This is a genomic window from Billgrantia antri (genome assembly GCF_017868935.1).
Lineage (GTDB): Bacteria > Pseudomonadota > Gammaproteobacteria > Pseudomonadales > Halomonadaceae > Halomonas > Halomonas antri.
This window is the reverse complement of record NZ_CP053383.1, coordinates 1452371-1475981: the sequence shown is the minus strand read 5'-3', so window position 1 is coordinate 1475981 and position 23611 is coordinate 1452371. Positions and strand designations below refer to the sequence as shown.

Annotated in this window: 21 protein-coding genes; 10 read left to right on the top strand and 11 right to left on the bottom strand. The window is 63.2% G+C overall.

Annotation, left to right across the window (positions count from 1 at the left end; genetic code table 11):
* Positions 1-6 precede the first annotated feature (6 nt).
* The 3 genes from HNO53_RS06965 to HNO53_RS06955 are packed head-to-tail and all read left to right on the top strand — an operon-like array spanning position 7 to position 2893.
* Positions 7-666, top strand: coding sequence for a 2OG-Fe(II) oxygenase (locus HNO53_RS06965; RefSeq protein WP_209477306.1), 660 nt, complete (start codon positions 7-9; stop codon positions 664-666).
* Positions 666-2267, top strand: coding sequence for a PAS domain-containing sensor histidine kinase (locus HNO53_RS06960; RefSeq protein WP_209477292.1), 1602 nt, complete (start codon positions 666-668; stop codon positions 2265-2267). The genes HNO53_RS06965 and HNO53_RS06960 overlap by 1 nt, the downstream gene beginning before the upstream one ends.
* Positions 2264-2893 (top strand): response regulator transcription factor, encoded by a 630-nt coding sequence (locus HNO53_RS06955; protein ID WP_209477290.1) that lies wholly within the window; start codon positions 2264-2266, stop codon positions 2891-2893. Before HNO53_RS06960 ends, HNO53_RS06955 begins: the two co-directional genes overlap by 4 nt.
* A gap of 70 nt (positions 2894-2963) precedes the next feature.
* Here HNO53_RS06955 and HNO53_RS06950 read toward each other — a convergent pair whose 3' ends face one another.
* The 5 genes from HNO53_RS06950 to HNO53_RS06930 form a co-directional block, all read right to left on the bottom strand.
* On the bottom strand, positions 2964-3299 hold the full coding sequence (locus HNO53_RS06950) for a copper-binding protein (protein ID WP_209477288.1): 336 nt from the start codon (positions 3297-3299) through the stop codon (positions 2964-2966).
* A 13-nt stretch (positions 3300-3312) separates the two neighbouring features.
* A complete protein-coding gene (locus HNO53_RS06945; protein ID WP_209477286.1) occupies positions 3313-6459 on the bottom strand; it encodes an efflux RND transporter permease subunit in 3147 nt (1048 codons plus the stop codon).
* An 11-nt stretch (positions 6460-6470) separates the two neighbouring features.
* On the bottom strand, positions 6471-7934 hold the full coding sequence (locus tag HNO53_RS06940) for an efflux RND transporter periplasmic adaptor subunit (protein WP_209477284.1): 1464 nt from the start codon (positions 7932-7934) through the stop codon (positions 6471-6473).
* Complete coding sequence (locus tag HNO53_RS06935) at positions 7931-9139, bottom strand: TolC family protein (RefSeq protein ID WP_209477282.1); 1209 nt, start codon at positions 9137-9139, stop codon at positions 7931-7933. The genes HNO53_RS06940 and HNO53_RS06935 overlap by 4 nt, the downstream gene beginning before the upstream one ends.
* A 178-nt stretch (positions 9140-9317) precedes the next feature.
* On the bottom strand, positions 9318-9725 hold the full coding sequence (locus HNO53_RS06930) for a hypothetical protein (RefSeq protein ID WP_209477280.1): 408 nt from the start codon (positions 9723-9725) through the stop codon (positions 9318-9320).
* Between the two features lie 214 nt (positions 9726-9939).
* Between HNO53_RS06930 and HNO53_RS06925 the strand changes: the two genes are divergently transcribed.
* Positions 9940-10620 carry a heavy metal response regulator transcription factor gene (locus HNO53_RS06925; protein WP_209477278.1) on the top strand — a complete coding sequence of 227 codons (681 nt, stop codon included), beginning with the start codon at positions 9940-9942 and terminating at the stop codon, positions 10618-10620.
* Positions 10617-12020 carry a heavy metal sensor histidine kinase gene (locus tag HNO53_RS06920; RefSeq protein ID WP_209477277.1) on the top strand — a complete coding sequence of 468 codons (1404 nt, stop codon included), beginning with the start codon at positions 10617-10619 and terminating at the stop codon, positions 12018-12020. Before HNO53_RS06925 ends, HNO53_RS06920 begins: the two co-directional genes overlap by 4 nt.
* Before the next feature lie 38 nt (positions 12021-12058).
* On the opposite strand, the gene HNO53_RS06915 is transcribed toward HNO53_RS06920, so the two are convergent.
* The gene (locus HNO53_RS06915; protein WP_209477275.1) at positions 12059-12613 is read right to left on the bottom strand and encodes a hypothetical protein; all 555 of its coding nucleotides are present in this window, start codon (positions 12611-12613) and stop codon (positions 12059-12061) included.
* 658 nt (positions 12614-13271) lie between these two features.
* Between HNO53_RS06915 and HNO53_RS06910 the strand changes: the two genes are divergently transcribed.
* The 5 genes from HNO53_RS06910 (at position 13272) to HNO53_RS06890 (ending at position 18689) form a co-directional block, all read left to right on the top strand.
* Positions 13272-13730, top strand: a complete 459-nt coding sequence (locus HNO53_RS06910) for an ATPase (protein WP_209477273.1) — start codon at positions 13272-13274, stop codon at positions 13728-13730.
* A gap of 111 nt (positions 13731-13841) precedes the next feature.
* On the top strand, positions 13842-14798 hold the full coding sequence (locus HNO53_RS06905) for an HlyD family secretion protein (protein WP_209477271.1): 957 nt from the start codon (positions 13842-13844) through the stop codon (positions 14796-14798).
* The gene (locus tag HNO53_RS06900) at positions 14768-16498 is read left to right on the top strand and encodes an ATP-binding cassette domain-containing protein (RefSeq protein ID WP_209477269.1); all 1731 of its coding nucleotides are present in this window, start codon (positions 14768-14770) and stop codon (positions 16496-16498) included. Before HNO53_RS06905 ends, HNO53_RS06900 begins: the two co-directional genes overlap by 31 nt.
* Complete coding sequence (locus HNO53_RS06895) at positions 16495-17592, top strand: ABC transporter permease (RefSeq protein WP_209477267.1); 1098 nt, start codon at positions 16495-16497, stop codon at positions 17590-17592. The genes HNO53_RS06900 and HNO53_RS06895 overlap by 4 nt, the downstream gene beginning before the upstream one ends.
* Positions 17592-18689: an ABC transporter permease gene (locus HNO53_RS06890; RefSeq protein WP_209477265.1), complete on the top strand. Its 1098-nt coding sequence runs from the start codon at positions 17592-17594 to the stop codon at positions 18687-18689. Before HNO53_RS06895 ends, HNO53_RS06890 begins: the two co-directional genes overlap by 1 nt.
* A 268-nt stretch (positions 18690-18957) precedes the next feature.
* Here HNO53_RS06890 and HNO53_RS06885 read toward each other — a convergent pair whose 3' ends face one another.
* From HNO53_RS06885 to HNO53_RS06865, 5 genes are all read right to left on the bottom strand, one after another.
* Positions 18958-19326 (bottom strand): cation transporter, encoded by a 369-nt coding sequence (locus HNO53_RS06885; RefSeq protein WP_209477263.1) that lies wholly within the window; start codon positions 19324-19326, stop codon positions 18958-18960.
* 74 nt (positions 19327-19400) lie between these two features.
* Positions 19401-20063 (bottom strand): methyltransferase family protein, encoded by a 663-nt coding sequence (locus tag HNO53_RS06880; RefSeq protein ID WP_209477260.1) that lies wholly within the window; start codon positions 20061-20063, stop codon positions 19401-19403.
* Positions 20060-20284 (bottom strand): DUF2933 domain-containing protein, encoded by a 225-nt coding sequence (locus tag HNO53_RS06875; RefSeq protein ID WP_209477258.1) that lies wholly within the window; start codon positions 20282-20284, stop codon positions 20060-20062. Before HNO53_RS06875 ends, HNO53_RS06880 begins: the two co-directional genes overlap by 4 nt.
* 648 nt (positions 20285-20932) lie before the next feature.
* A complete protein-coding gene (locus HNO53_RS06870) occupies positions 20933-21703 on the bottom strand; it encodes a copper resistance protein B (protein ID WP_209477256.1) in 771 nt (256 codons plus the stop codon).
* Positions 21704-21712: 9 nt separating this feature from the next.
* Positions 21713-23572 carry a copper resistance system multicopper oxidase gene (locus HNO53_RS06865; RefSeq protein ID WP_209477254.1) on the bottom strand — a complete coding sequence of 620 codons (1860 nt, stop codon included), beginning with the start codon at positions 23570-23572 and terminating at the stop codon, positions 21713-21715.
* Positions 23573-23611: the final 39 nt, after the last annotated feature.

Sequence of the window (23611 nt, the reverse complement as noted above, 5' to 3'; positions counted from 1 at the left end):
TCGTCCATGTCGCTGCTCACCCGACCGGCCTTCGCGGCCAGCGCCCTGCCTCAGTTGGTCGACGCCCTGGTGGAACAGGGCTGGTACATCGGCGAAGGCTTTCTCGACCCGGAGCTGTGCCATGACCTGTACCGGGAGCTTTCGGAGATGGCCGATCACGACATCCTGGCCGCCGCCGGCATCGGTCGCGGCGACGAGCACCAGCTGCGCCGCGACATCCGCGGCGATGCCATCCGCTGGCTCGACCGTGAAAGCCTGGCCCAGCGCCGCTATCTCGAAGCCATGGGCGAGCTGCAGAACGAGCTGAACCAGGCGCTGTACCTGGGGCTATTCGAATACGAGGCCCACTTCGCCCACTACCCGCCCGGAGCCTTCTACAAGAAGCATCTGGACAGCTTTCGCGGTCGCGCCAACCGGGTCGTCTCCACGGTGGGTTACCTCAATCCCGACTGGCCGACGGATGGAGGCGGCGAGATGGCGATCTTTGCTACCGACGATCCTGAGCGGGAAGTGGCCCGGGTGCGTCCCGAAGCCGGCAACTTCGCCTGCTTTCTCTCCGAAAACGTGCCCCACGAGGTGCTGCCGACCCGCCTGCCACGGGCCAGCATCGCCGGCTGGTTCCGGCGCAACGCCTCGCTGGGCGGCCGGGTGGATCCGGCGCGCTGATGGCAAGCGAGATCGAGGCGCTGCGCGCACGCCTGGCCGAGCTCGAGGCCCGCAGTGCCGCGCTTGAGCTAAGAGAAAAAGAGTTTGAAACGAGGATCGCCGAGCTCGACGAGGAGAAGCGCCACTATCAGTGGCTGGCCGAGAGTACAACCGACCTGATCTCGCGCCATGCCCGCGACGGCACCTTTCTCTATGCCTCCCAGGCCGCCCGCGAACTGCTCGGCTACGAACCGGAGGAACTGATCGGCGTCTCGGCCTACGACCTGTTCCACCCGTCCGATCTTGCCGACCTGCTCAACAAGTCTCCGCGGGTCTACTACCACGACGGCTTCTACCAGCAGACCTACCGCTTCCGCGCCAAGAGCGGCCGCTACGTGTGGTTCGAAACCACCAGCCGCACGCGCCGCGACCCGGCCAGCGGCGAGCTGATCGACGTGCTCTGTGTGTCGCGCGACGTGGGTCGACGCATTCATGCCGAGGCCAACCGCGAGCGCCTGGCCAGAGTGGTGGAATCGACCACCGACTACGTGCTGTTCTGCGATGGCGACGAGCGGCTGTTCTACTCCAACGAGGCGGCCAGAAGGCTGCTGGGCCTGCCGCGCGAAGGGCTCGATGCTGGGCTCGAGCGGGCCTATACGCCGGCGTCACTGACCATTCTGCGCGAGATCGTGTTGCCCGCCGTGGCCCGCTACGGCTCCTGGAGCGGCGAGCTGGAGATGCCAGGGCCCCGGGGGGCGGTACCGGTGCTCAGCGTGGTACTGGCCCACCGCGGCCCGGGGGCCGAACCCGACCACCTTTCGCTGCTCAACCGCGACATCGGCCTGCGCAAGGCCGCCGAGGCCCAGGCCCGGCGCCACCAGGAGCAGATCGCCCACGCCAACCGCCTGGCGACGACCGGTGAGCTGGCCTCCAATATCGCTCATGAACTCAACCAGCCGCTGGGTGCCATCGGCAACTATGCCAGCGGGGCGCTGATGCAGCTCGCGGCCGACCCGGAACGCCCCGCCAGAGACCTGACCCTACCGCTCACACGCATCGACGAGCAGGTGCAGCGGCTCGGCGAGCGCCTGCGCCACATTCGCGCCTTCGTGCGCAAGGGGCAGACCCGGCCGCGCCCGGTCGTGCTGCTCGACGCGGTCGACGCCGCCTGCCGCCTGTGCGAATGGCAGTACCAGCAGGCAGGCATTGGTCTCGAGCACGAGCTGCCGGAAGCATTGCCGCGCGTTTTGGCCGATCCCATTGCCTTGGAGCAGGTGCTGGTCAATTTATTGCTCAACGCGCTGGAGGCGAGCCGCGAGCACCCCGGAGCGGCACGGGTGGCGGTTCGCGCTCACCAGAGCGGGCCCCGCGAAGTGACCTTCAGCGTCAACGACCAGGGGCCTGGCGTCAGCGAGGCCGAGGCTCAGGCGATCTTCGCTCCCTTCCACTCAAGCCGCCAGGAGGGGCTGGGCATGGGGCTCGCCATCAGTCGCTCATTGATGGAAGCCATGGGCGGCAGCCTGGAACTGGCCGACGGTTCCGAGGGCGCCACCTTTGCGGGTACACTGCCAACCGAACCGCCACCGGCCCATCGCCGCGTACCGCCCCGGAGCCAGCCGTGACCGAGCCTACCCCTCCTTGTATCGCCGTGGTCGACGACGACGAGGCACTGCGCGACTCGCTGGCCTGGCTGCTCGACTCCGTGGGTCTGGCTACCTGCGCCTTCGCCGATGGCGAGGCGTTCCTCGCCGCCAATCCGGACGCCTTCGACGCCGTGCTGCTGGACGTACGCATGCCGGGGCTCTCCGGCCTGCAGGTGCAGCAACGGCTCAACGAGCGCGGCACCACCGTGCCGGTGATCTTCATGACCGGCCACGGCGACGTGCCCATGGCCGTCGCCGCGCTCAAATCCGGCGCCTTCGATTTCATCGAGAAGCCGTTCAATCACCAGCAACTGATCGACGCCGTACAGCAAGCACTGGCCGAGCATCAGCACCAGCGGGTGATACGCGAGCGGCTCGATGCCCTGCGCGAGCGTTATGACGCTCTGCGCCCCAAGGAACGCGAAATAGTGGTACTCGTCGCCGAAGGTCTGACCAGCCGGGAAATCGCAGCGCGGCTCGACGTCAGTGCCAAGACCGTTGAAGTTTATCGGCTACGAGCGATGAAGGAATTGGGTGCCGGTAGTCTCGCCGAGCTGGTGCGCCTCTGTGTGGCGCTGGGTCTGGTCGGGTCGTTGCCTGAATGAGCCGCACCGCTCTCCCCGGAGAGCGGTGCGGCTTTCTTGCTGACGCTACCGAGGCATGCGCAGCGACGACTCAGTCGACGGCCTCGAGCGAGACGATCTCGTAAGCGGTCTCGCCAACCTGGCGCAGCACGAAGCGTACCCGATCCTCCACCTTGACCTGCCCGGCCAGCACTGGGTCCGCCAAGGCGATCGCCATGGTCATGGCCGGCCAGCGCAGCTCGGCAATAGGCTCATGAGCCAACGTGACGCTGGCGCCATCATCGGCCACCGACTGTACCGTACCGACGCCCTCCGCTGTGCGCATCACCTGCTGCCCATTCATCGCCATGTCGCCATGCCCATGTTCATCGCTCGCGACGGCCAGCCCGGCCAGGAGCAGGCTCGTTGCGACGGTCGTATACCGCATGAAGTTTTTCATCTTAGTGGCTTCCTTCAAGAGTCATGGCAGTGCGCTCGGCTTTGTGTGGAACGGTTTCGGGAAACCGCCTGCGTTGCCAGAGCCAATAGAGAACGGGAATGAGCAGCAGCGATACCAGTGGAGCGGAGATCATGCCGCCAACGACAGGGGTAGCAATCCGCTGCATGGCCTCGGAGCCGGGGCCGGAATCCAGCAGCAGCGGGCTCAGACCCAGCACGACTGTCAGTGACGTCATGGCCTTGGGGCGCACGCGCATGACGGCACCTTCGATAATTGCTTCGCGTAGTTCACCACGAGAGCGAGGCTGGCGCTGCTCCACCGCCCCTTTGACATACATCAGCATCACCACGGCGAACTCCGCCGCCAGCCCGATCAGCAGGATGAAGCCTGCCGCTACGGCCACCGAGACGTCGTAGGCCAGCCAGTGCAGCAGCCACACTCCACCGACGGCGGCGAAAGGCAGCGATCCCATCAGCATGAAAGTCTCGGCGGCATTGCGGAAGCACAGGTAGAGCAGCAGGAAGATCAGCACGATGGTCACCGGAACCACCCACTGAAGCCGCTCCTTGGCTCGCTCCATGTACTCGTACTGCCCTGACCAGGTCACCGAATACCCCGCCGGCAACGTGACCTGTTCCATCACTTTCTGGCGCGCCTCGTCCACGTAGCTGCCGATATCGCGCCCGCGGATGTCGACCACCACCCAGCCATTGAGTCGGGCGTTCTCCGTTCGAATCATGGCGGGTCCGTCGACGATATCGACCTGCGCCAGCGCCTGAAGCGGCAGGTAGGCCCCGGTCGAGGTGATCACCGGCAGGTCGCGCAAGCGCTCGAGAGAGTCGCGCCAGTCCTGGGGGTAGCGCAAATTGATGGGATAGCGCTCGAGGCCCTCGACGGTTTCGCTGACGTTCATCCCCCCGACTGCGGTCTGGATGATGGCCTGCAAGTCACTGACATTGACGCCATGGCGTGCGGCGGCACGTCGGTCGATATCCACTTCGACGTAACGCCCGCCCGCAGTGCGATCGGCATAAGCCGATGCCGTACCCGGCACATTCTGCAGCACCCGTTCAATCTCGCGACCGATGCGTTCGATCTCCCCCAGATCGGAGCCGGCCACCTTGATGCCTACCGGCGAGCGAATGCCGGTCGAGAGCATGTCGATGCGTGTCTTGATCGGCGGTACCCAGACGTTCGCTACCCCCGGAAAGCTGACCGTCTCGTCCAGCTCGCGGATGATGTCGTCCTTGGTCATCCCCTCGCGCCACTGGTCACGAGGCTTGAAACGGATAACGGTCTCCAGCATGCCGATCGGCGCCGGGTCGGTCGCGGTGTCGGCGCGCCCCGCCTTGCCGAAGACGCGTTCGACCTCCGGCACCGACATGATCAGGCGGTTCGTCTGCTGCACGAATTCACGCACTTTTCCGATAGAGGCACCGGGCTCCAGCGACGGCATGTACATGAGATCGCCTTCGTCCAGTTGAGGCATGAACTCGCTGCCCAGCTTACCGGCCGGATAGATCACGCTGGCGGCCAGAAGTATGGCGGCCACGACGGTTGCCCAGGGGTAGCGCAACAGCGCATCCAGCCCCGGTCGGTAGATGGCAATCAACATGCGGCTGAGCGGATGCGCGGCTTCGGGGCGAATCCGCCCACGCACCAGGTAGCCCATCAGCACCGGCACCAGGGTGATACCCAGCCCGGCCGCTGCCGCCATGGCATAGGTACCGGTAAAGGCGAGCGGGGAAAACATGCGCCCTTCCTGGCCTTGCAAGGTGAAAAGGGGCAGGAAGCTGGCCACGATGATCAGCAGCGCGAAGAAGATCGGCCGGCCCGTCTCCTTGGCCGCCTCGGCCACGGTGTGCCAGCGGTCCTCGCCCGGCGGAGCCTTTTCCAGCCGCTTGTGCAGGTTCTCCACCATGACGATGGCGGCATCCACCATGGCACCGATCGTCACGGCGATGCCCCCGAGCGACATGATATTGGCGTTGATGCCCTTGGCCTGCATGATCATCAATGCCGCCAGGATGCCAATCGGCAAGGCCACGATGGCCACCAGGGCCGAGCGAAAGTGCAGCAGGAAGACGACACAGACCAGCGCGATGATCGCAAATTCCTGCAGCAGCTTGACCGTCAGGTTGTCCACGGACTCCTGGATCAGTACCGAACGATCGTAGGTCTCCACGATCTCGACGCCTTGCGGCAGGCTCGCGCGCAGCTCATCAAGGCGCGCCTTCACGCGCTCGATGGTGGCCAGCGCATTCTCGCCATGGCGCATGACGACCAAGGCACCCACGACTTCTCCCTCGCCATTCAGCTCGGCGATGCCGCGCCGGGCCGCGGGGCCGACGCGGATCTCGGCCACGTCTTCGAGCAACACCGGCGTGCCGTCGTTGCCCAGGCCGACGGGCACCAGACGGAGTTCCTCGATGCCGGTCAGATACCCCCGCGAACGGACCATATACTCCGCTTCGCTCATCTCGATCACGGAACCGCCCGCTTCACGGTTCGCCCCCGAGATGGCGGAGCGAATCCCCGCCAGGGTCAAACCGTAGGCTCGCGCCCGATTGGGGTCCAACACCACCTGGTACTGCCTGACCATTCCGCCCAGCGTGGCGACCTCGGAGACCCCGGCCACGGATTGCAGCTCGTACTTGAGGAACCAATCCTGCAGCGAGCGCAGGTCCGCCAGGTCGAGCTCTCCGCTGCGGTCGACCAGGGCGTACTGGTAGACCCAGCCAACTCCCGTCGCATCGGGCCCCAGGGCAGGCTGTGCGCCCTCCGGCATGCTGGGTGCCACCTGGCTCAGGTACTCCAGCACGCGGGAGCGGGCCCAGTAGGGGTCGGTGCCGTCCTCGAATAGCACGTAGACATAGGAGTCGCCGAACATGGAGAAACCACGGACGTCCCTCGCCTTGGGCACGGCCAGCATCGCCGTCGACAGCGGGTAGGTCACCTGATCCTCAATCACCTGGGGTGCCTGGCCGGGATAGCTGGTCTTGACGATCACCTGGACGTCGGACAGGTCCGGGATCGCATCCAAGGGCATCTGTCGGCCCATGAAAACTCCCCAGACAACGAAGATGGCAGTCGCCAAGAGCACCAGCAGACGATTCTGCAACGACCACTCGATGATCCTTTCGATCATGTTGCGACTCCTCAGTGGTCGTGAGCCAGGGGTTCGATGGCGGTGATCTCATAGACGAATTCCTCTCGCTCACGCATGCGGAAGCGCATCGCCATATCGTCGCGCAGCCCATCGAGTTCGAGGTCGTCGGCCGCGGCAAAGTCCATGCTCATGGCGGGCCAGCCGAGCTGCGGAATCGGCGCGTGGTCGACATGCAGCTGGCGGGACTCGGCATCGATGGCGAGCAGGCGGCCGGCGGCCCAGACCTCCTCGCCGGTGCCCTCCTCCACCGCTTCGTTCATGCGGCCGAGCTCGGCGCTGGCTGCCGCCTCGGAGTCGAGCAGGAAGTGGCCGGAGAGTACGACACGCTCTCCCTCCTTGAGGCCTTCGATGATCTCGAGGTCGCCGTTGGCACGACGTCCAACCTGCACTTCGCGGGCCTGGAAGCGCCCTTCGCCCAGCGCCAGGATGACGCGATCCTGTCTGCCGGTGCGAATCACGGCCTCGGCGGGCAGGTACAGCACTCCCTGCAGCGGGCGTGGCGCCAGGTAGACATCAGCGTACATGCCCGGCTTCAGCCGCTCTCCAGGGTTGTCGAAGGCCAGGCGCACCTGCACGGTTCGGGTCGGGCTGCTCAGGCTCGGATAGATGTAGTCGACCCTGCCCGTCAAGAGCTCACCGGGGCGGAAGGGCAGTTGCACCTGGGCGGCATCGCCGCGCGATACGGCATCCACTTGGTGCTCGAACAGATCGGCGATGACCCACACACGCGAGAGATCGGCTATGGTCATGACCTCGGTACCCGGCGTGACAAACATACCCTCGCGTACGTTGAGGGCCTCCACGACACCGCCCTGGTCGGCCCGCACCGACACCAGCCGGCGCGGCTCGCCCGCTCGCTCGATCTCGGTTATCTCGGCGGCGCCGACGCCCAACGCTCTCAGGCGCTCACGCGCCGGCGCGGCGTTACCGCCTCGTCGCACGATGTGCAACAGCTCTTCCTGGGCATTGACGAGTTCCGGAGAGTAGACACGGAACAGCAGTTGGCCCGCCTCGACCCGCTCGCCCGTGGTACGTACGCTGAGGTCCTCGATCCAGCCCTGGGTGCGCAGGTGCACGTGACTCAGGCTCGACTCGTCGTAGTCGACGAAGCCTACCGTCTCGATCTGCCGAACCAGGTCACCGCGCGCTACCGAGCCGATGCGCACGTTCATGTTCTGCTGTACCGCTGGGCTGATGCTAACCGTACCGGGGGTCGCCGCGTCAGCGCCGCCCGCGTAGATCGCTATGAAGTCCATGCCCATTTCGTCCTTACGCGGCTCGGGAGACGTGACCGAAGGGTTATGAGGATGGCGATAATAGAGGATTTCGCGCCCTTCGCTGGACGCTTCAGCCGCGGCAATGCCATGCGTCGACGAATCCTGCCAGTAGTTCATGGCAGCAGCTCCCGCTGCCGCCCCCATACCAAGCAGGGCGATGACCGCCAATGTCTTCATGCGTTTTCTCCCAACACATAGAGCAGATCCACCTGCTCAAGGCGACGCTGCGTGCCGATGCGCACTGCCTCAATGCGCGTTTCCAACTCAGTGAGGCGAGCGCGCACGAGCGAATTGAAATCTGTCGTACGGTTGCGATATCCATGTTCGGCGGCTTCGGCGTTCTCACGGGCCTGCGGGAGGAGATGCTCCGCATAACGACGCTCACGTTCGTTCAGTTGCTGCCACCTGGCTTGAGTCTCCCCCAGTTGGCGCTGCAGCTCGCGGGCCTGCTCATCCCAGGCATACTGTGCGGCCTCACGTCGATGCACGCTGGCCGATAGATCACGATCCTGGCGCTGGCGTGTAAAGAGCGGGAGGTCGACCATGACCATCGCCGACATGCGGTCCGGCATGCCCATGCCCCGCTCCGTTGGCGTACCGTAGGTCAGCTCGAGCGTCCACTGCGGCTTGTAGCCTTGACGCGCCAGCTCGACGTCATGGATGCCAGCATCGATAACGGCCTGTTCGGCACTCAGCAGTGGATGTGCCAGCAACGTTCCTGTCGGTTCGGCCAGCTCGGGCAGGTCGAGGGGCAAGGGGCGCGAGATGGCTTCCTGGCCAACCCAGCGGGCAAGCTGAGCCAGGGCCGCCGATTCCAGCGCCTGGACACTTAATACGCGGTCATGCAGTCGGCTCAGCTCCAGCTCGGCGCGCAGCAGGTCCTGCTGGTCGGCGAAACCCGAAGCGAACTCGCGTTCGGTGATGTCATGCAAGTCCTCGAACAAGGGTTGGCTCTTCTCCAGCACGTCGAGGATGGCGCGCTGTTCGAAGAGCATCAGATACGCACGCCGCACGGCACGTACGGCAACCCGTTCCGCATTGCTGCTACGCGCCGCTTCTGCCTGGGCCATGGCCGATTCGCGCTCACTGGCCAGTCGGCGGCTGTCGCCTCGGGGAAACATCTGTCTTACTCCAACGCGAAGTTGAGTCATGGTGTCGTCTTCGAGAGAAAAACCATCCCGGGCCACGTCCATAACTTCCATGATCAGCGACGGGTCGGGGAGCTGGCTGGCTGAGATGGCTGCCTCGCGGCGAGCCTCAGCCAACTCCTGATAGCGCAGCGCGGCAGGATCATTGCTACGGGCAAGTCGCTCCGCTTCACTGAGCGACAATACCGGCCCCGACAACGCCGGGAGAGGCAACAAAAACGCTGTGCTCAGCATCACTGCGAGCACCATTGGTAATCGAATTCCCATGAGCCACCCCGCGCTCGCCAGAGCGCTGCTGCAAGAACAACGCTCCATTATGTTTTGCCAAGCGTTAATCAAATTACTCGACATTGTTTACCCAACTGGCCGACTCGCGCCGGCCAGTCATATTTTTCAATGTTCTGTCACCAGATTATTGAAAGGCGACATGCAAGCTATAGCGATGAACGTCCCAGCTATCCCCGCCGGGAGCTGAACTCCCTGACACGATCAAACGATACTGGCCAGCCGACAAAGCTTCTTTAATTTCAAAATCGCTTCCGGAAGATCTCACCTCCTTCACCGTGTTACCCTGAGCATCGACCAACTTGGCTTTCATCGGCAGTATGGAATGCGTACCCGGAAAGTGGCTGCTTGCGACCCTGACCGTTGCTGGCTGATCCAGATTTATCTGATAATCATGAGGTTGCCCAGAGTTAATGATCGTACTGGCTGTACTACCCTCCTGGAGAACATTCCCATTTGCCGCACCAAAATTGGCAAAGGCTGGCACTGAGAACATGCTGATAACGGCAGCGGCAAGAGCAATTTTCTTAAACATGATACACCTCACTTTTAATGGAAAACTTTGCTAGAACTGCTTTCCAGCCAACAGGACTATTACCACAAACTGCAGACGTGATAGAGTAACGACCCTGCCTACTCACCTCCCTTGTTGCTTATTCATGTGGGCATAGTACGTAGCCGTAGAGGACAGGAAGCTGACTCGAAAATGACATTTTTGTCATTTTCGACCGGAGCAGGACGGAGGCTTTATGAAGATATTGATCGTAGAGGATGAGCCAAAAACCGGTGACTATCTGGCGCAGGGGCTGCGAGAAGCCGGTTTTGTCGTCGATCTGGCGCGTGATGGCCTGGATGGACTGCACCTGGCCCAGAACGAAGACTATGACCTATTGCTTCTCGACGTGATGCTGCCGGGACTGGACGGCTGGAGCATTCTGCAGATGGTGCGCCGATCCGGACAGGACGTACCTGTGCTCTTTCTGACGGCCCGGGACGACGTCGACGACCGGGTGCGCGGGCTCGAGCTTGGGGCCGACGACTATCTGATCAAACCGTTCGCCTTCTCGGAGCTGCTGGCACGGATCCGCTCATTGCTTCGGCGCGGCAAGGCACGCGAGCCGGAAGTGTTCCGCGCCGCTGACCTTGAGCTCGATCTGCTGCGACGGCGAGTCACCCGAGCCGGCGAGCGTATCGAGCTCACCGCCAAGGAATTCGCTCTCCTCGAGCTCTTGATTCGCCGCCAAGGAGAAGTCCTGCCTCGCTCACTGATCGCCTCACTGGTGTGGGACATGAACTTCGACAGCGATACCAACGTCATCGACGTTGCCGTCAGGCGGCTGCGCGCCAAGGTCGATGGCCCCTATCCCGACAAGCTGATCCGGACCGTACGCGGCATGGGATACGTACTGGAGTCAGGGAATAGCCAATGACTCTCTTTCCGCTCTCCCTGACGACTCGACTCGCCACACTCTTCTCGCTGCTGGTAGCAGGCCTGCTGCTGCTGCTTGGGCTCTCGCTCGAGCACCTGATTCGGGGCCACTTCGACGATATCGATCAGATGGAATTGACAGCAAAGCTGAATATGATCGACAACCTGCTCGACCGGGTCGATAGCCCCGACGCACTGGTTGCGCTGCCCCGGTATCTCGATGACGTGCTGACGAGCCATGCCACGCTGTCGGTCTCCATCCACGATGAAGAAGGGCAAGTACTATACGCTTACCAGCCGGAATTTCTCGCGCCGGTGAAGAATGGCGACGTTAGCTCACCTAGCGCCCGCTGGAGCGTGGCGGGCTATGAATTCATTGGACATGAAGTCCAATTACACCTCCCCCTACCCGTACCTGCTCCCGTACACGTCCTGCTGGGGCTGGATATCACGCACCATGCGCACTTTCTCGAAGACATCCGTCGGTATCTCTGGACAGGCATTGCGCTGGCCGCCCTGCTGACAGCCTTGTTCGGCTGGCTAGTCGCCCGCCAAGGCCTGGCTCCACTCAAGCGGATCACTGCCACCGCCAGCCGGCTTTCCGCCGAACGCCTGGGTGAACGGCTCGATCTGCAAGCCACGCCTCCGGAAATGCTCAAGCTGGCCAACGCGTTCAACGGTATGCTGAACAGGCTCGAGGCCGACTTTCAACGGCTCAGCGAGTTCTCGGCGGACATCGCCCATGAGCTACGCACCCCGGTGTCGAACCTGCTCACCGAGACTCAGGTCGTGCTGTCCCGGCCACGCAGCGCAGAGGAATATCGGGATATCCTGCATTCCAACCTGGAGGAGCTGGAGCGTCTGGCCCGAATGATTGCCGACATGCTGTTCCTGGCCAAGGCCGACCACGGGCTTCTGCCCAATCCTGCCGAGTCGGTTCACCTGCAGCAGGAGGTGGCCGCCCTGCTGGAATTCTACGAAGCCCTTGCCGAAGAGAAGCAGGTCGAGATGCAGGCCACCGGTTCAGCTACCGTTACCGGCGACCGCCTGATGCTACGCCGGGCTGTCGCCAACCTGCTTTCCAATGCGCTCCGCCACACCCCCGCCGGTGGCAACATTGCAATCGAGATCGAACCGCGTGCCGATGTGGCCCTACTCACGGTACGCAACACTGGCGACACCATCCCCCCCGACCAGCTCCCACGGCTGTTCGAGCGCTTCCATCGCGCCGACAACATCCGCAGCCACCATGGTGAGGGTGCTGGGCTCGGACTCGCCATCACTCGCTCGATCATCCAGGCTCATGGTGGAGACGTCGCGGTCAGTTCGCAGAATGGCACCTCGACCTTCTGCCTCTCCCTACCGCTTTTCGGTAGACAAGGTACTACGTCAGAGGAATGATTCGGTAACTCCCCTACCCAGTCATCCGGATCGCCCTACTAGCCGGCACATTGTAGATAGCGCTCTCCAAGCATCTGTCGGCGTGCCAACCACAGGATCAGTGGCGGCAGGAGCAGCCATTGCAACAGAGGAGCCAACCCGGTCCCTAGTAGCGGCAGCGTGGGCATTCCCTCAGCATATTGCCAACGCTGCTGAAGCTCGGTGGCATACCACTCCAAACCTACCGTAATCGCGATACCCACAGCGACGAAGCCCAAAGTAGTCCGCGCATCGGGGCGAAGCAGCCAGTGTCGATGTCGGCGGATCCCCGCCACGACCCCAAAAGCCACCAAGGTAATGAGCATATCGCCCAGAGTCGCCCGGGTGCAGAAGAGAACAGCATCCCAATGCGCCATCTCCGACATGGTGACGTAGAACGGTACTTGCAGGAATTCCCAAGGATAGTTCAACAGAAACGCAAACAACGCCACATTGAACTCCGGGAGCGCCACTAGCCGGTTCGACTTGCCGCTGTGTTGTCGTTCTCCCACCATAACCAGGCTCCAGAACAGATAGGGGGCGGCACTTGATGACGACTTTTGCCAGTGTTCCACGCCGCTCGCAGCCAAGCAACAAGCGTCATACTTGTTGGTCGCACCCTCATTATTTGATATCGATCAAACGGCATATGCTCACAGTGAGCTATGTTGAATTTATCTCTCGGCGTCAGGTACCCATACGCCATGCACCCTAACCGCCTAATCTTGGAAGCACCCCGCACCCACACAAGGCGAGCAGGAACCCTGCTGATCGTATTATTGGCGGTATTGCTCGGCAACTCAGCACTTGCCGATGGCGACGGGCTCGGAGCGTTGGCCGCGGATCACGCGGTGACGGAAGCCGTCTCCATGGCTACCGAGGCGTGGCGCGGTGGAGAGCCGTCTTGCCACCATGGCCATGATAAACTCACCCTGTCTCAAGGAATGGCGCGTAACGATCGCCAACAAGTCGAAAACGGCAATGCAATCTCCGTCGCCACCGTAGAGACTTTCCCCCTCATTCTAGGGCTTGACCTCAACATACCGCGACATCCCCCAAGCCTGCCTAGTGTGGCCCTCTATCTTCTCACCCAGCGTATCCGCCTTTAATCAACCCGCAAGCGAAAGGCATGCCCGATATTGAGCGAGCCTGGTCTGCCAACTCGCCTGCTTCGGATTCTGCCTGGCCTTTGGGCCAGATTTAGAAGCGCCTTCCATACAGAGAGAACGAATCATGTACGTTTCAACCTTCCAAGACGTGGTGGAGTGGACACGCGCACTGCACGAACACCTGGCCCGGTGCCTAAAGCACTGCTCGACGAAGCAGGATGAAGAACGTGCCAAGTGGCTGCTGACCTATCTGGCGGACCACGAGGCGGTACTGGAAAAGGTCGTCGCCGCCTTCGAGAAGCAGGCCGATCCGAAGGCGTTGAATACCTGGCTCTATGACTACATTTCCTACCAGCCCATTAAGCCGCACCAGTCGTGCAGTGCACCTTATGCGGAAATGAGCTTCGATGAGATCTGTCAGGAAGTTTTCGACTTACACAATCAAGCCATTGATTTCTATCGCTATCTCGAGGGGCGCGCCGAGATTCCCGAGACACGCGAGTTGATCGGTAAGTTGCTGCAGTTGGAGCAGCATGAAGCGATGCGCCTTTTTCACCAGACCAACCGCTCCAGAGATCTCTAAAAGTGCCATGAACTTGTCATTCCGGCAGCGGGACTGGCCACCGGAGCGTTCTCCAGCCGACACCTCACCCGAGATGAAGGAGGATGAGGTGTAGAGACAATGGGAGCGGCAATGCGACACTCGCTGTGGACGATCGTGGCAGTCATGCTGCTGGCCGTTGGGGGCTATCTAGGCTTCCTGGCGCTGCGGCCGGCGGAGCTCCCGCCCGGCCTGCTCTACGGCAGCGGCCGTATCGAAGCCACCGAGATTCGCCTGGCCGCCGAGATCCCCGGACGCGTAGTGGTGAGCCATCTGGCCGAGGGTCGGGCCGTCACCAGGGACGATGTGCTGCTGCGCCTGGACGATCGACTCCTTCGTCTGCAACAGGCCGAACTCGAGGCGCGCCGGGTCGCCGGGGAACAAACGGTGGTGCGGTTCGAGCGCCTGCTCGACACGGCGCGTCATCATCTCGGCAATGCTGAGACCGAGCTGGAACGCGCGCGAACCCTGCGTCGCACCGGCACGATCCCCACACAGCAACTGGAGCGCAGCGAGGATCGCCGGCGCGAGGCGGCCGGCGAAGTCGAGGTGCTGACGGTACAGCTTGCGGAGGCAGCCGCCAACCTGCAGGCGCTCGAGCAACAGCAGGCGCAGCTCGCGTTCCAGCTCGACAAGACCGTGCTGCGCAGCCCCATCGACGCCACCGTGCTGGTCAAGGCAGTGGAGGTTGGTGAGGTAGTGGTGCCCGGGCAGCCGCTGGGCATCCTGGTCGATCTGGACCGGCCCCGGCTGAAGCTCTACGTCGCCGAACAGGCGCTGGGACGGATCCGCCTCGGCGCCCCGGCCCGGATACGGGTCAACGCCTTCCCGGACCGCCACTTCGAGGCCGAGGTCAGCGCGGTCGACGACCGCGCCCAGTTCACCCCCCGCGATGTCCATCTTCCCGACGAGCGGGCGCGCACCGTCTTCGGGGTGACCCTGCGGCTCGCCAACCCCGACGGCACTCTCAAGCCGGGCATGCCGGCCGATGCCTGGATCCGCTGGCAGGACGAGGCGCCGTGGCCCGACACCCTGGTCGTGCCACCATGACCGCGGCGATCCGCACCACCGGGCTGGGGCGGCGCTTCGCCAGTCGGCAGGTGCTCACGGGGGTCGAGCTGGACGTCCGGCAGGGCGAAATCTTCGGGCTGCTGGGCCCGGACGGCGCCGGCAAGACCACGCTCATGCAACTGCTGGCGGCGATCCTGGATCCCAGCGAGGGGCAAGCGGAGGTACTCGGCTTCGACACGGTGCGCCAGGCGGCCGAGGTGAATGCCCGGGTTGGCTACATGTCACAGGAGTTCACGCTCTACGACCGGCTCAGCGTCCTCGAGAACCTGCAGTTCGCCGCCCGTATCCGCGACGTCGCCCCCGACGGTTTCCGCCGTCGCAGCCGGGAGCTGCTCGCCATGGCCGGGCTGCAGGACGTTCTCGACCGCCCGGCCGGCAAGCTCTCCGGCGGCATGCGCAAGAAGCTGTCGCTGTGCGCCAACCTGATCCATGCCCCGCCCCTGCTGCTACTCGACGAGCTCAGCCTCGGCGTCGACCCGGTATCGCGCCGCGATCTGTGGCGACTGCTGCGGCGCTACCGGGACGATGGCAGTACCGTCGTCGTGAGCACCCCCTACATGGACGAAGCGGAATACTGCGATCGACTCGCCTTTCTCGACCAGGGCTGGGTGCTGGCGGTGGACAGCCCGGCGCAGTTGCGTGCCCGGGTCCAGGGGCGGATCTACGACGTGCGGACCGCCATGAGCGCCGCCGTGCAGGCCATCCTGCGCGACGTCCCCGAGGTGCTGAACCTGCAGTGGTTGGCGGACAGGTTGCGCATCCAGCTGCATGCCGGTGCCGACCTGCCGCCGGCCATCCTGGCGCGGCTACGCGGGCTCGCCACCCTGGCTTCCGCCGCGCCGGGGCTGGAAGAGGCCTTCATCGCACTGAGCACAGCACAGGCGCCGGCTGCGCCGCCGCCGGTGACACCGGCCGTCACGGAGACGCAGGGTGGCGAGGTACGAGCGGAGCGGCTCAGCGTGCGGTTCGGCGACTTCACCGCCGTCGACCGGGTCTCGGTCAGTGTGTCGCCGGGCGAGGTGATCGGCTGGCTGGGCCCCAACGGCGCCGGCAAGACCACCCTGATCCGGGTCTTCTGCGGTCTGCTGATGCCCAGCGACGGCGAGGCCTTCGTCGCCGGCCTCTCGGTGACCGCCCAGGCACAGGCCCTGCGCGGCCGCATCGGCTACATGTCGCAGCGCTTCTCGCTCTACCCGGATCTCACGGTGGCCGAGAACCTGCGCTTCTTCGCCGGGGCCTACGGCCTTGGCGGCATGCGCCGACGCCAGGCAATCGAATGGGCCAGCGGCATGACGGCCCTGACCGGGATGGAGACGCGCCGCGTCAGCGAGCTGTCGGCGGCGGTACGCCAGCGCCTGGCGCTGGCCTGCAGCATCCTGCACGGCCCGGCGGTGCTGTTTCTGGACGAGCCCACCTCCGGCGTCGATCCGCTCAACCGCCAGCGCTTCTGGCAGCTGATCCAGACCCTGGCCAGCGGCGGCATGACGGTGTTCGTTACCACCCACTATCTGGAAGAGGCGAGCTATTGCCACCGCCTGGGGTTGATGCACCAGGGGCGTCTGGTCGCCCTTGGCACCCTCGAGCAGCTGCGTCAGGCGCTGCGGCTGCCGGCCGACGCCGGCATGGAAGCGGTCTTCCTCGGCCATCTCGAGCGCACGCAGCGGGAGCTGGCGTCATGAACCCCAAGCGCATCGCCGCCGTGGCGACCAAGGAGGCGAAAGAGGTGCTGCGCGACCCGATCACCGTCGGCGTCGCGCTGATCATGCCGCTGGTCATGCTGCTGCTGTTCGGCTATGCGATCACGCTCGATGTCGACGACATCCCGATGGGGGTACTGGATCAGGACCGTACGCCCACCAGCCGACAGCTCAGCGAGGCGTTCACGGCGAGCGAGACCTTCCGGTTGGAGCGCGAATTGAGTGACCCGCAGGCGATGGAACGCGCCCTGCAGCACGGCGAGATCCGCTTGGCGCTGGTGATTCCCCCGGGCTTCGAACGCGCCCTCGCCCGCCACGAGCCGAGCCCGGTCCAACTGCAGGTGGACGGCACCTATTCAGCCACGGCGACGCTGGTCGGCGGTCATGCACTGGCCATCACCGGCAGCTTTGGCCATGCAGCGCCATCGTCGGCCCTGCACCTGGAAACCCGCGTCTGGTACAACCCCTCGCTCAGCAGCGTGCACACCGTGGTGCCCGGCCTCTATGCGGTGATCCTGATGGCCTTCCCGCCTCTGCTCACCGCGCTCGCCCTGGTGCGGGAGAAGGAGACCGGCACCATTGCGCAGATCTATGCCTCGCCTCTCTCCTCCGTCGAGTTTCTCGCCGGCAAGCTGATGCCCTACGCGATCATCGCCTTCGTGCAGATGGCGATGGTGATCGGCGTCGGCTTTCTCTGGTTCGGCGTGCCGTTCCGGGGCAGCGTCGCGTTCCTGCTGACGATATCGCTGCTGTACGTGCTCTGTACCCTGGGGATCGGCCTGCTGGTGTCGGCCGTGACCCGTACCCAACTGGTCGCCCTGCTGGCCGTGCTGATCGTGACCCTGATGCCCTCCTTGCTGTTCTCGGGCATGCTGTTTCCGATCTTCACCATGCCCTATGTGGTGCAGCTCTACACCCTGGCCTTTCCGGGACGCTATTTCGTCGACATCTCCCGTGGCGTGGTACTCAAGGGGGTCGGACTCGAGGTCCTGTGGCCGAGCATCGCCATCGTCGCCGTCTACACACTGCTGGTCTTCGCCTTGGCGGTCTGGCGGCTGAAGAAGAAGGTGGCCTGATGCGACTGCGCAGCCTGTTGCATAAGGAGCTGATCCAGTTCTTCCGCGATCCCGTGGTGCTGTTCCTGATCTTCTGGCTTTACACCATCGAAGTGGTGATCTGCGCCTACGCCCTGGGCATGGAGATGCGCGACCTGCCGCTGGCAGTGGTCGATGCCGACGGGAGCCCGGCCAGCCGCCGCCTGGTCGATGACTTCATCGCAGGCGGCAACTTCCGCCTGGCGGCGCACCTGCGTGATGTTGCGGCGGCCGAACCGTACCTGGAGCGGGGCGAAGCACTGGCGGTACTGATCATCCCCGTCGATTTCGAGCGCGAACTCTACCGCGGCGGTGGTCAGGCTCTGCAGTTCCTGGTCGATGGCAGCAACGCCAATACGGCGGCCGTTGCCCGGGGATATGCGCTGCAGACGGTAGAGGCCTTCCGGATGCGCCAGAGCACACTCGACGAGCGACCGCGCGCGACGGTAACCGCGCAGCTGCGCACCTGGTACAACCCGGACCAGACCAACGTCAACTTCACGGTGCTGGCGATGATCGCCCTGGCGGGGTTGATGACCGGTGTCGTCCATCCCGCCGCCTCCATCGTTCGCGAGAAGGAGGTTGGCACCATCGAGCAGCTCATGGTCACCCCCATTCGGCGTGGCGAACTGTTCATCGCCAAGACCGTGCCCACCCTGCTGATCGGCCTGGTCGCCGTACTCCCCAGCCTGGCGCTGGTCGGCTGGTTCGGCGTGCCGGTCAGAGGCAGCCTGCCGCTGTTCCTCGCCCTGACCGCGCTGTTTCTGCTCAGCGCCATCGGCCTCGGCGTCCTGGTGGCGGCGGTTTCGCGAACCCTGCAGCAGGCCCTGCTGCTTACCTTCTTCGGCCTTTTCCCGCTGATGTTCCTGTCCGGCACCATGGTGCCGGTGGAGAGCATGCCGAACCTGCTCCAGCAGCTGTCGGTGGCCAGCCCCTTGCGCCACTATCTGGAGATCACCCTGGGTATCTTCCTCAAGGGTGTGGGCATGGAAATCCTGTGGCCGCATGCACTCGCTCTCGTGGTGATAGGCATGCCATTGTACCTGGGTGCCTGGCTGATTTTTCGGCGCCTGCCATGACACCCCCGCCAGCCACTTCAAGCGATGCAAGCTCTACGACGCAGCGACAACAAACCGAGGTCTGGGTGTGGCTGCGGTTCTCGCTGTACCGTTGGCATTCTCGCTGTTGCTGATGGCGTGGTTTGGCTCATCTACCAACACAGAGCGTTCAAGAGAAGGGCCCTGCACGGATTGTCGCTTGTCGCTTCCGTTCTGTTCGTGCTGATTGCCGTCGCCGCCATTCTCTCCCTCATCGGCTACGGGATCCGCCGGGGCCAACTCTGCCTTGCTATTTTTTCTTCCCACTGCCGGGCAGGGATTGATGGCAGCTCCAGGGCTCATGATTGGCATTATCCTTCACATTCTGGTCGACGAAGCGGTAATGCTCTTCCTTGAAGCGCGTCCACCAGTCATGGCTGATCTCGACAGCATGTTTCATTAGGATATCCTCGACGCAATCGAGGCAAACTCTCGATGCGTCATAGGCCAAATCAAGCCTCCACTTTTTCTCGTCAAAAGATACGCCGTCTAGCCCATAGAGCTGATCGATGTCGGCGACAGCCGCTCGGATCGCCACCTCATCGTTGGGTTCCAGCTTAAGGTGACGGGTCACCAGGTTGATCTCGGATACCCCTAGGCGATGATCTTTATTACTCATGACAAATTCACCTCTTCTGCTTAGTTTTCTTCGCACTCAGACTTGACCGGTCTGTCGTGATGGTAAGTGTGCAATCACTCTCTTCGTAAATGGGTAGTGAGTTTGGGAGATAGCCGGGGAATGAACCTTGGAGTGCGCTCGATATAAGCTCGATATACCTCACCAAATTCCACCAGCGCCATGTGTTCTTCATGACGAGCGAGACGCACATAGACCACGACCAGTATCGGAAACATGACGACAGTCACTAATGTGGGCCACTGCAATAGGAAGCCGAGCATGATCAGGATAAAAGCGGCATATTGAGGATGGCGACAGCGCGCATACCAGCCGGTCATGGCGAGTTCGCCACGCTGCTGGGCTTGATGAAGCACACGCCAGGCAGACGCCAGAATGAGGAATCCCGCCACGATGATGAGATTACTGGCGATATGTAGGAGGTTAAAATGGGGATCTCCCTCTACACTCAGCAGTGTTTGCAGCAAGTGACCGCTTTCATGGGAAAAGGGATCGAGATCAGGGAAGCGCCTGGCCAGCCAGCCGGCCAGGAAGTAGATGGTTAGTGGAAAGCCGTACATTTCCACAAACAGTGCTACCACGAAGGCCGAGAAGGCGCCCAGGCTTCGCCAGTCCGCCTCGCTGCGGGGCTTGATGAAGCTGAAAGCGAAGAAGACGAAGACCACCGAGTTCAGGATGACTAGCATCCACAGCCCATAAGCGCTTTCTCCGGCATTCATGTCTCGTCCCCTCCCTTGCCGTGCCGGCCATGCCCTCCATGCATGAATAGGTGCATCATCGGACAGGCCAGCAGGATGAGAAACGGCAGAAACTGCACGAAGTGGACCCTGTGCTCGGCCCATAACAGATACACCACGAAGGCGAGAAAGAGTCCCAGCGGCAGCCAGAAGCGTATGGGTGGCTTACCGCCACAATCGGCAGAGTGTTTGTCTTGTTCCATGGTTCACCTCGCATGGTGAAGTACAGCCAACTCAATGGACCGCGTGTGTATTTGCAACGCTGAGAACAAGTGTCTTCAGATACGCAGCCGAGCGGTGGCGAGATAAACGGGGGGAGTAGAGTGCGATGGGAGGCCGGCCAGAATCGGCCCGCCCCCTACCGGAACCAGAAGGAGTGAGATGGCAAATAGGCCGTAGGCAAGACCCACGGAAGTAGGCAGGTTGCGAAGGTCATCTACCGGCAATTTGCCGAGATTGGCAGTGATACCGGGCGAGTGATCGTCGCAGCTCTCCGGATGCTGGGCCGGAGACTCATCTGCCTCGGCAAGAATTACCTGACTTATCGCCTCGCCCACTTGCACCTGGGGCGAGCAGGTATAAGCCACTGCCACCGACCATGCCAACAGCCAGAGTAGTAGAATCCCCGGCAAGCGGGTAAACAGCGATCTGCGCAATCCGTACAGGTTCATCAGGATGTGCCTTGCGCCAGTGTGGCCCAGCGACACGCCGACAACGGCGTGTCGATAGACCCAGTATGGCGATGGAGCATGCGGACTGCGTTGATGCAGATCAAGCACCGGCGTGTTCTGAACAATTTCGAGACACGCTGACACGGCTCGGGTGCAGCAGGGACTACTGCACCGCTCATCTCAGAAAAGCAGCCGAACGCCAGCGACGAGGCCGGTGTCTTCGGTCGGCTCGCCATGGGCACGTGCCATGTCGGCGGTCTCGCCGTAGCTTTTCTCCCAATAGGCGCCGACATAGGGGGCAAGCTTGCGGGTGATTTCGTAGCGAAGCCGCAAGCCGGCATTCAACGTATTCACACCGCTACCCATATGAAACTCCTCCACTGCGCTGCCTGCTGCCACCAGCTCCGCACGGGGCTGCAGGTACCAGCGCTGGGTAAGACGCACGTCGTGCTCGGCTTCCACCTGAACCCAGGCGTCACCGTCTTCGCTGACCTTGAGGTCGAGACTGGTCTCGATCCGATAGGGCGCCGTTCCCTGCAGGCCAATGACCCCATAGAAACGCTCGGGATGGTCGTTCGTACCAACGTTGCCCTGGTAACCGATGCCACCCTGGAGCTCCCAGAAATCCGCGATCAGGTGGCTGTAGCGCAGGTCGAGGGCCTCGAACTCGGCGCCCACGCCGTCACCCTGGGCATTTTCACCTTCGCTCTTGAGATAGAAGCGACTGATATCGCCGCCGTACCAGGCCTCGAAATCCCACACCAGGGCTTCGTCCTCCTTGTCGGGAAAGACGTATTCGAGCCGATCGAAGACCGCCGTCCCGACATGATGCTTCGCCATCGGAGAGGGCCAGTCGTGCGGAGCGTCGTAGCCTTCCTTGGCATGAGCCCCGACGGTTGCCAGCAGGGCAAGGGTGGCGCCGGCGACAGGCAGTGTCTTTCTGGTTTTCATGCGAACTCCTTACGAGACCCTGACGACCCGGAACATACCGGCGTCCATGTGGTAAAGCAGATGGCAATGGAAGGCCCAGCTGCCCTCGGCGTCGGCGGTAATCAGTGCCGAGACCCGCTCACCCGGCTTGACGTTGATGGTGTGCTTGCGAGGTATGAGCTCCCCCGCCCCGTTTTCCAGTTCCATCCACATGCCGTGCAAATGGATGGGGTGCTCCATCATGGTGTCGTTGACCAGAATCAGACGCAGCCGCTCGTCCTTGCGGAATTGTATGGGGCCGTCGATCTGGCTGAATGTCTTACCGTCGAACGACCACATGTAGCGCTCCATGTTGCCGGTCAGGTGGATCTCCATCTCGCGCTCCGGCTCACGGCGGTCCGGCCAGGGGCGGAACGCCTTGAGGTCGCGATACACCAGGATGCGTCGCTCCTCCGGGTCGATACCGATCCCTGCCTGGTCATACTGCGAGCCGGGCTGGGCAGCCCCCGCCAGCAGCAAGCCGCCCTCGGAGGTGCCAGGCGACGTGCCGTGCTGCATGCCGGAATGGTCCATGCCCGTCATGTTCGAATGGTCCATGCCCGTCATGTTCGAATGGTCCATGCCCGCCATGTTCGAGTGGTCCATGCCCGCCATGTTCGAGTGGTCCATGCCCGCCATGTTCGAATGGTCCATGCCCGCCATGTTCGAGTGGTCCATGCCTGCCATGTCGCCGTGATCCATGCCATGCGCGCCCATCGCCTCCATGCCCCGGTCGGCGATCCTGCGCCGTTCGGGAATACCGGCCTCCATCCCCAGGCGCGGCGCCAGGGTCGCGCGGGCGAAGCCGCTGCGGTCCATGGATTCGGCAAACAGCGTATACGCCGTGTCCGCCTCGGGAGTGACGATGACATCGTAGGTCTCGGCGACGGCAATGCGGAACTCGTCGACCGGCACGGGCTGCACGGGCTGGCCGTCGGCAGCCACCACCGTCATCTTCAGCCCTGGGATGCGCACGTCGAAGTAGGTCATCGCCGAGCCGTTGATGAATCTCAGCCGCAGCCGCTCGCCCGGCTTGAACAGTGCCGTCCAGTTCTGCTCCGGCGCCTGGCCGTTGACCAGGTAGGTGTAGGTGCTGCCGGTGACATCGGCGATGTCGCGCGAGCTCATACGCATGCGTGCCCACATCGCGCGCGTGCGGGCCGTCTCGCGAAAGCCGTTCTCGCGTACCTCGGCGAGGAAGTCCGCGATGGTCCGTTCCTGCAGGTTGTAGTAGCCCTCGGCGGTCTTCAGGTTGCGAAAGACCGTGGCCGGTTCTTCGTAGGTCCAGTCGGTCAGCAACACCACATGCTCACGGTCGAAGCGGAACGGCTCGCGCTCGGCGGCGTCGATGATGATCGGTCCCGCGTGGCCCAGCTGCTCCTGCAGGCCGGAGTGGCTGTGGTACCAATAGGTACCGTTCTGCACCACGGGGAAGCGATAAGTGAAGGTCTCCCCCGGGGCGATGCCGGCGAAGCTGATCCCCGGTGCCCCGTCGACCGCAGGAGGCAGGATCAGGCCATGCCAGTGGATGGAAGTCGGCTCGTCCAGCAGGTTGGTGACGCGCAGCGTCGCATCCTGTCCCTCCCGCAGCCGGATCAAAGGGCCGGGACTCGTCCCGTTGATGGTGATCGGGCGCGCGTTGCGCCCGTTGATCGCCAGCGTTTCTCGACGAATGGCCAGGGCGATGTCGTTGCCTTCCACTGCCCCCTGGGGGTAAGCATTGCTCTGCCCCCAAGGGTCGGCCCAGGCCGGTGCCAGCCCCATGGCCGCCGCGCCAAAGCCCAGGGCGGCCCCGCCCTTGAGCAATTGTCGTCGGGAAAGGGAGAGATCGGTGATGTTCTTGGTTGCCATGCATGGCTCCTGTCAGGGGGACTCCAGGCGCCATGATGC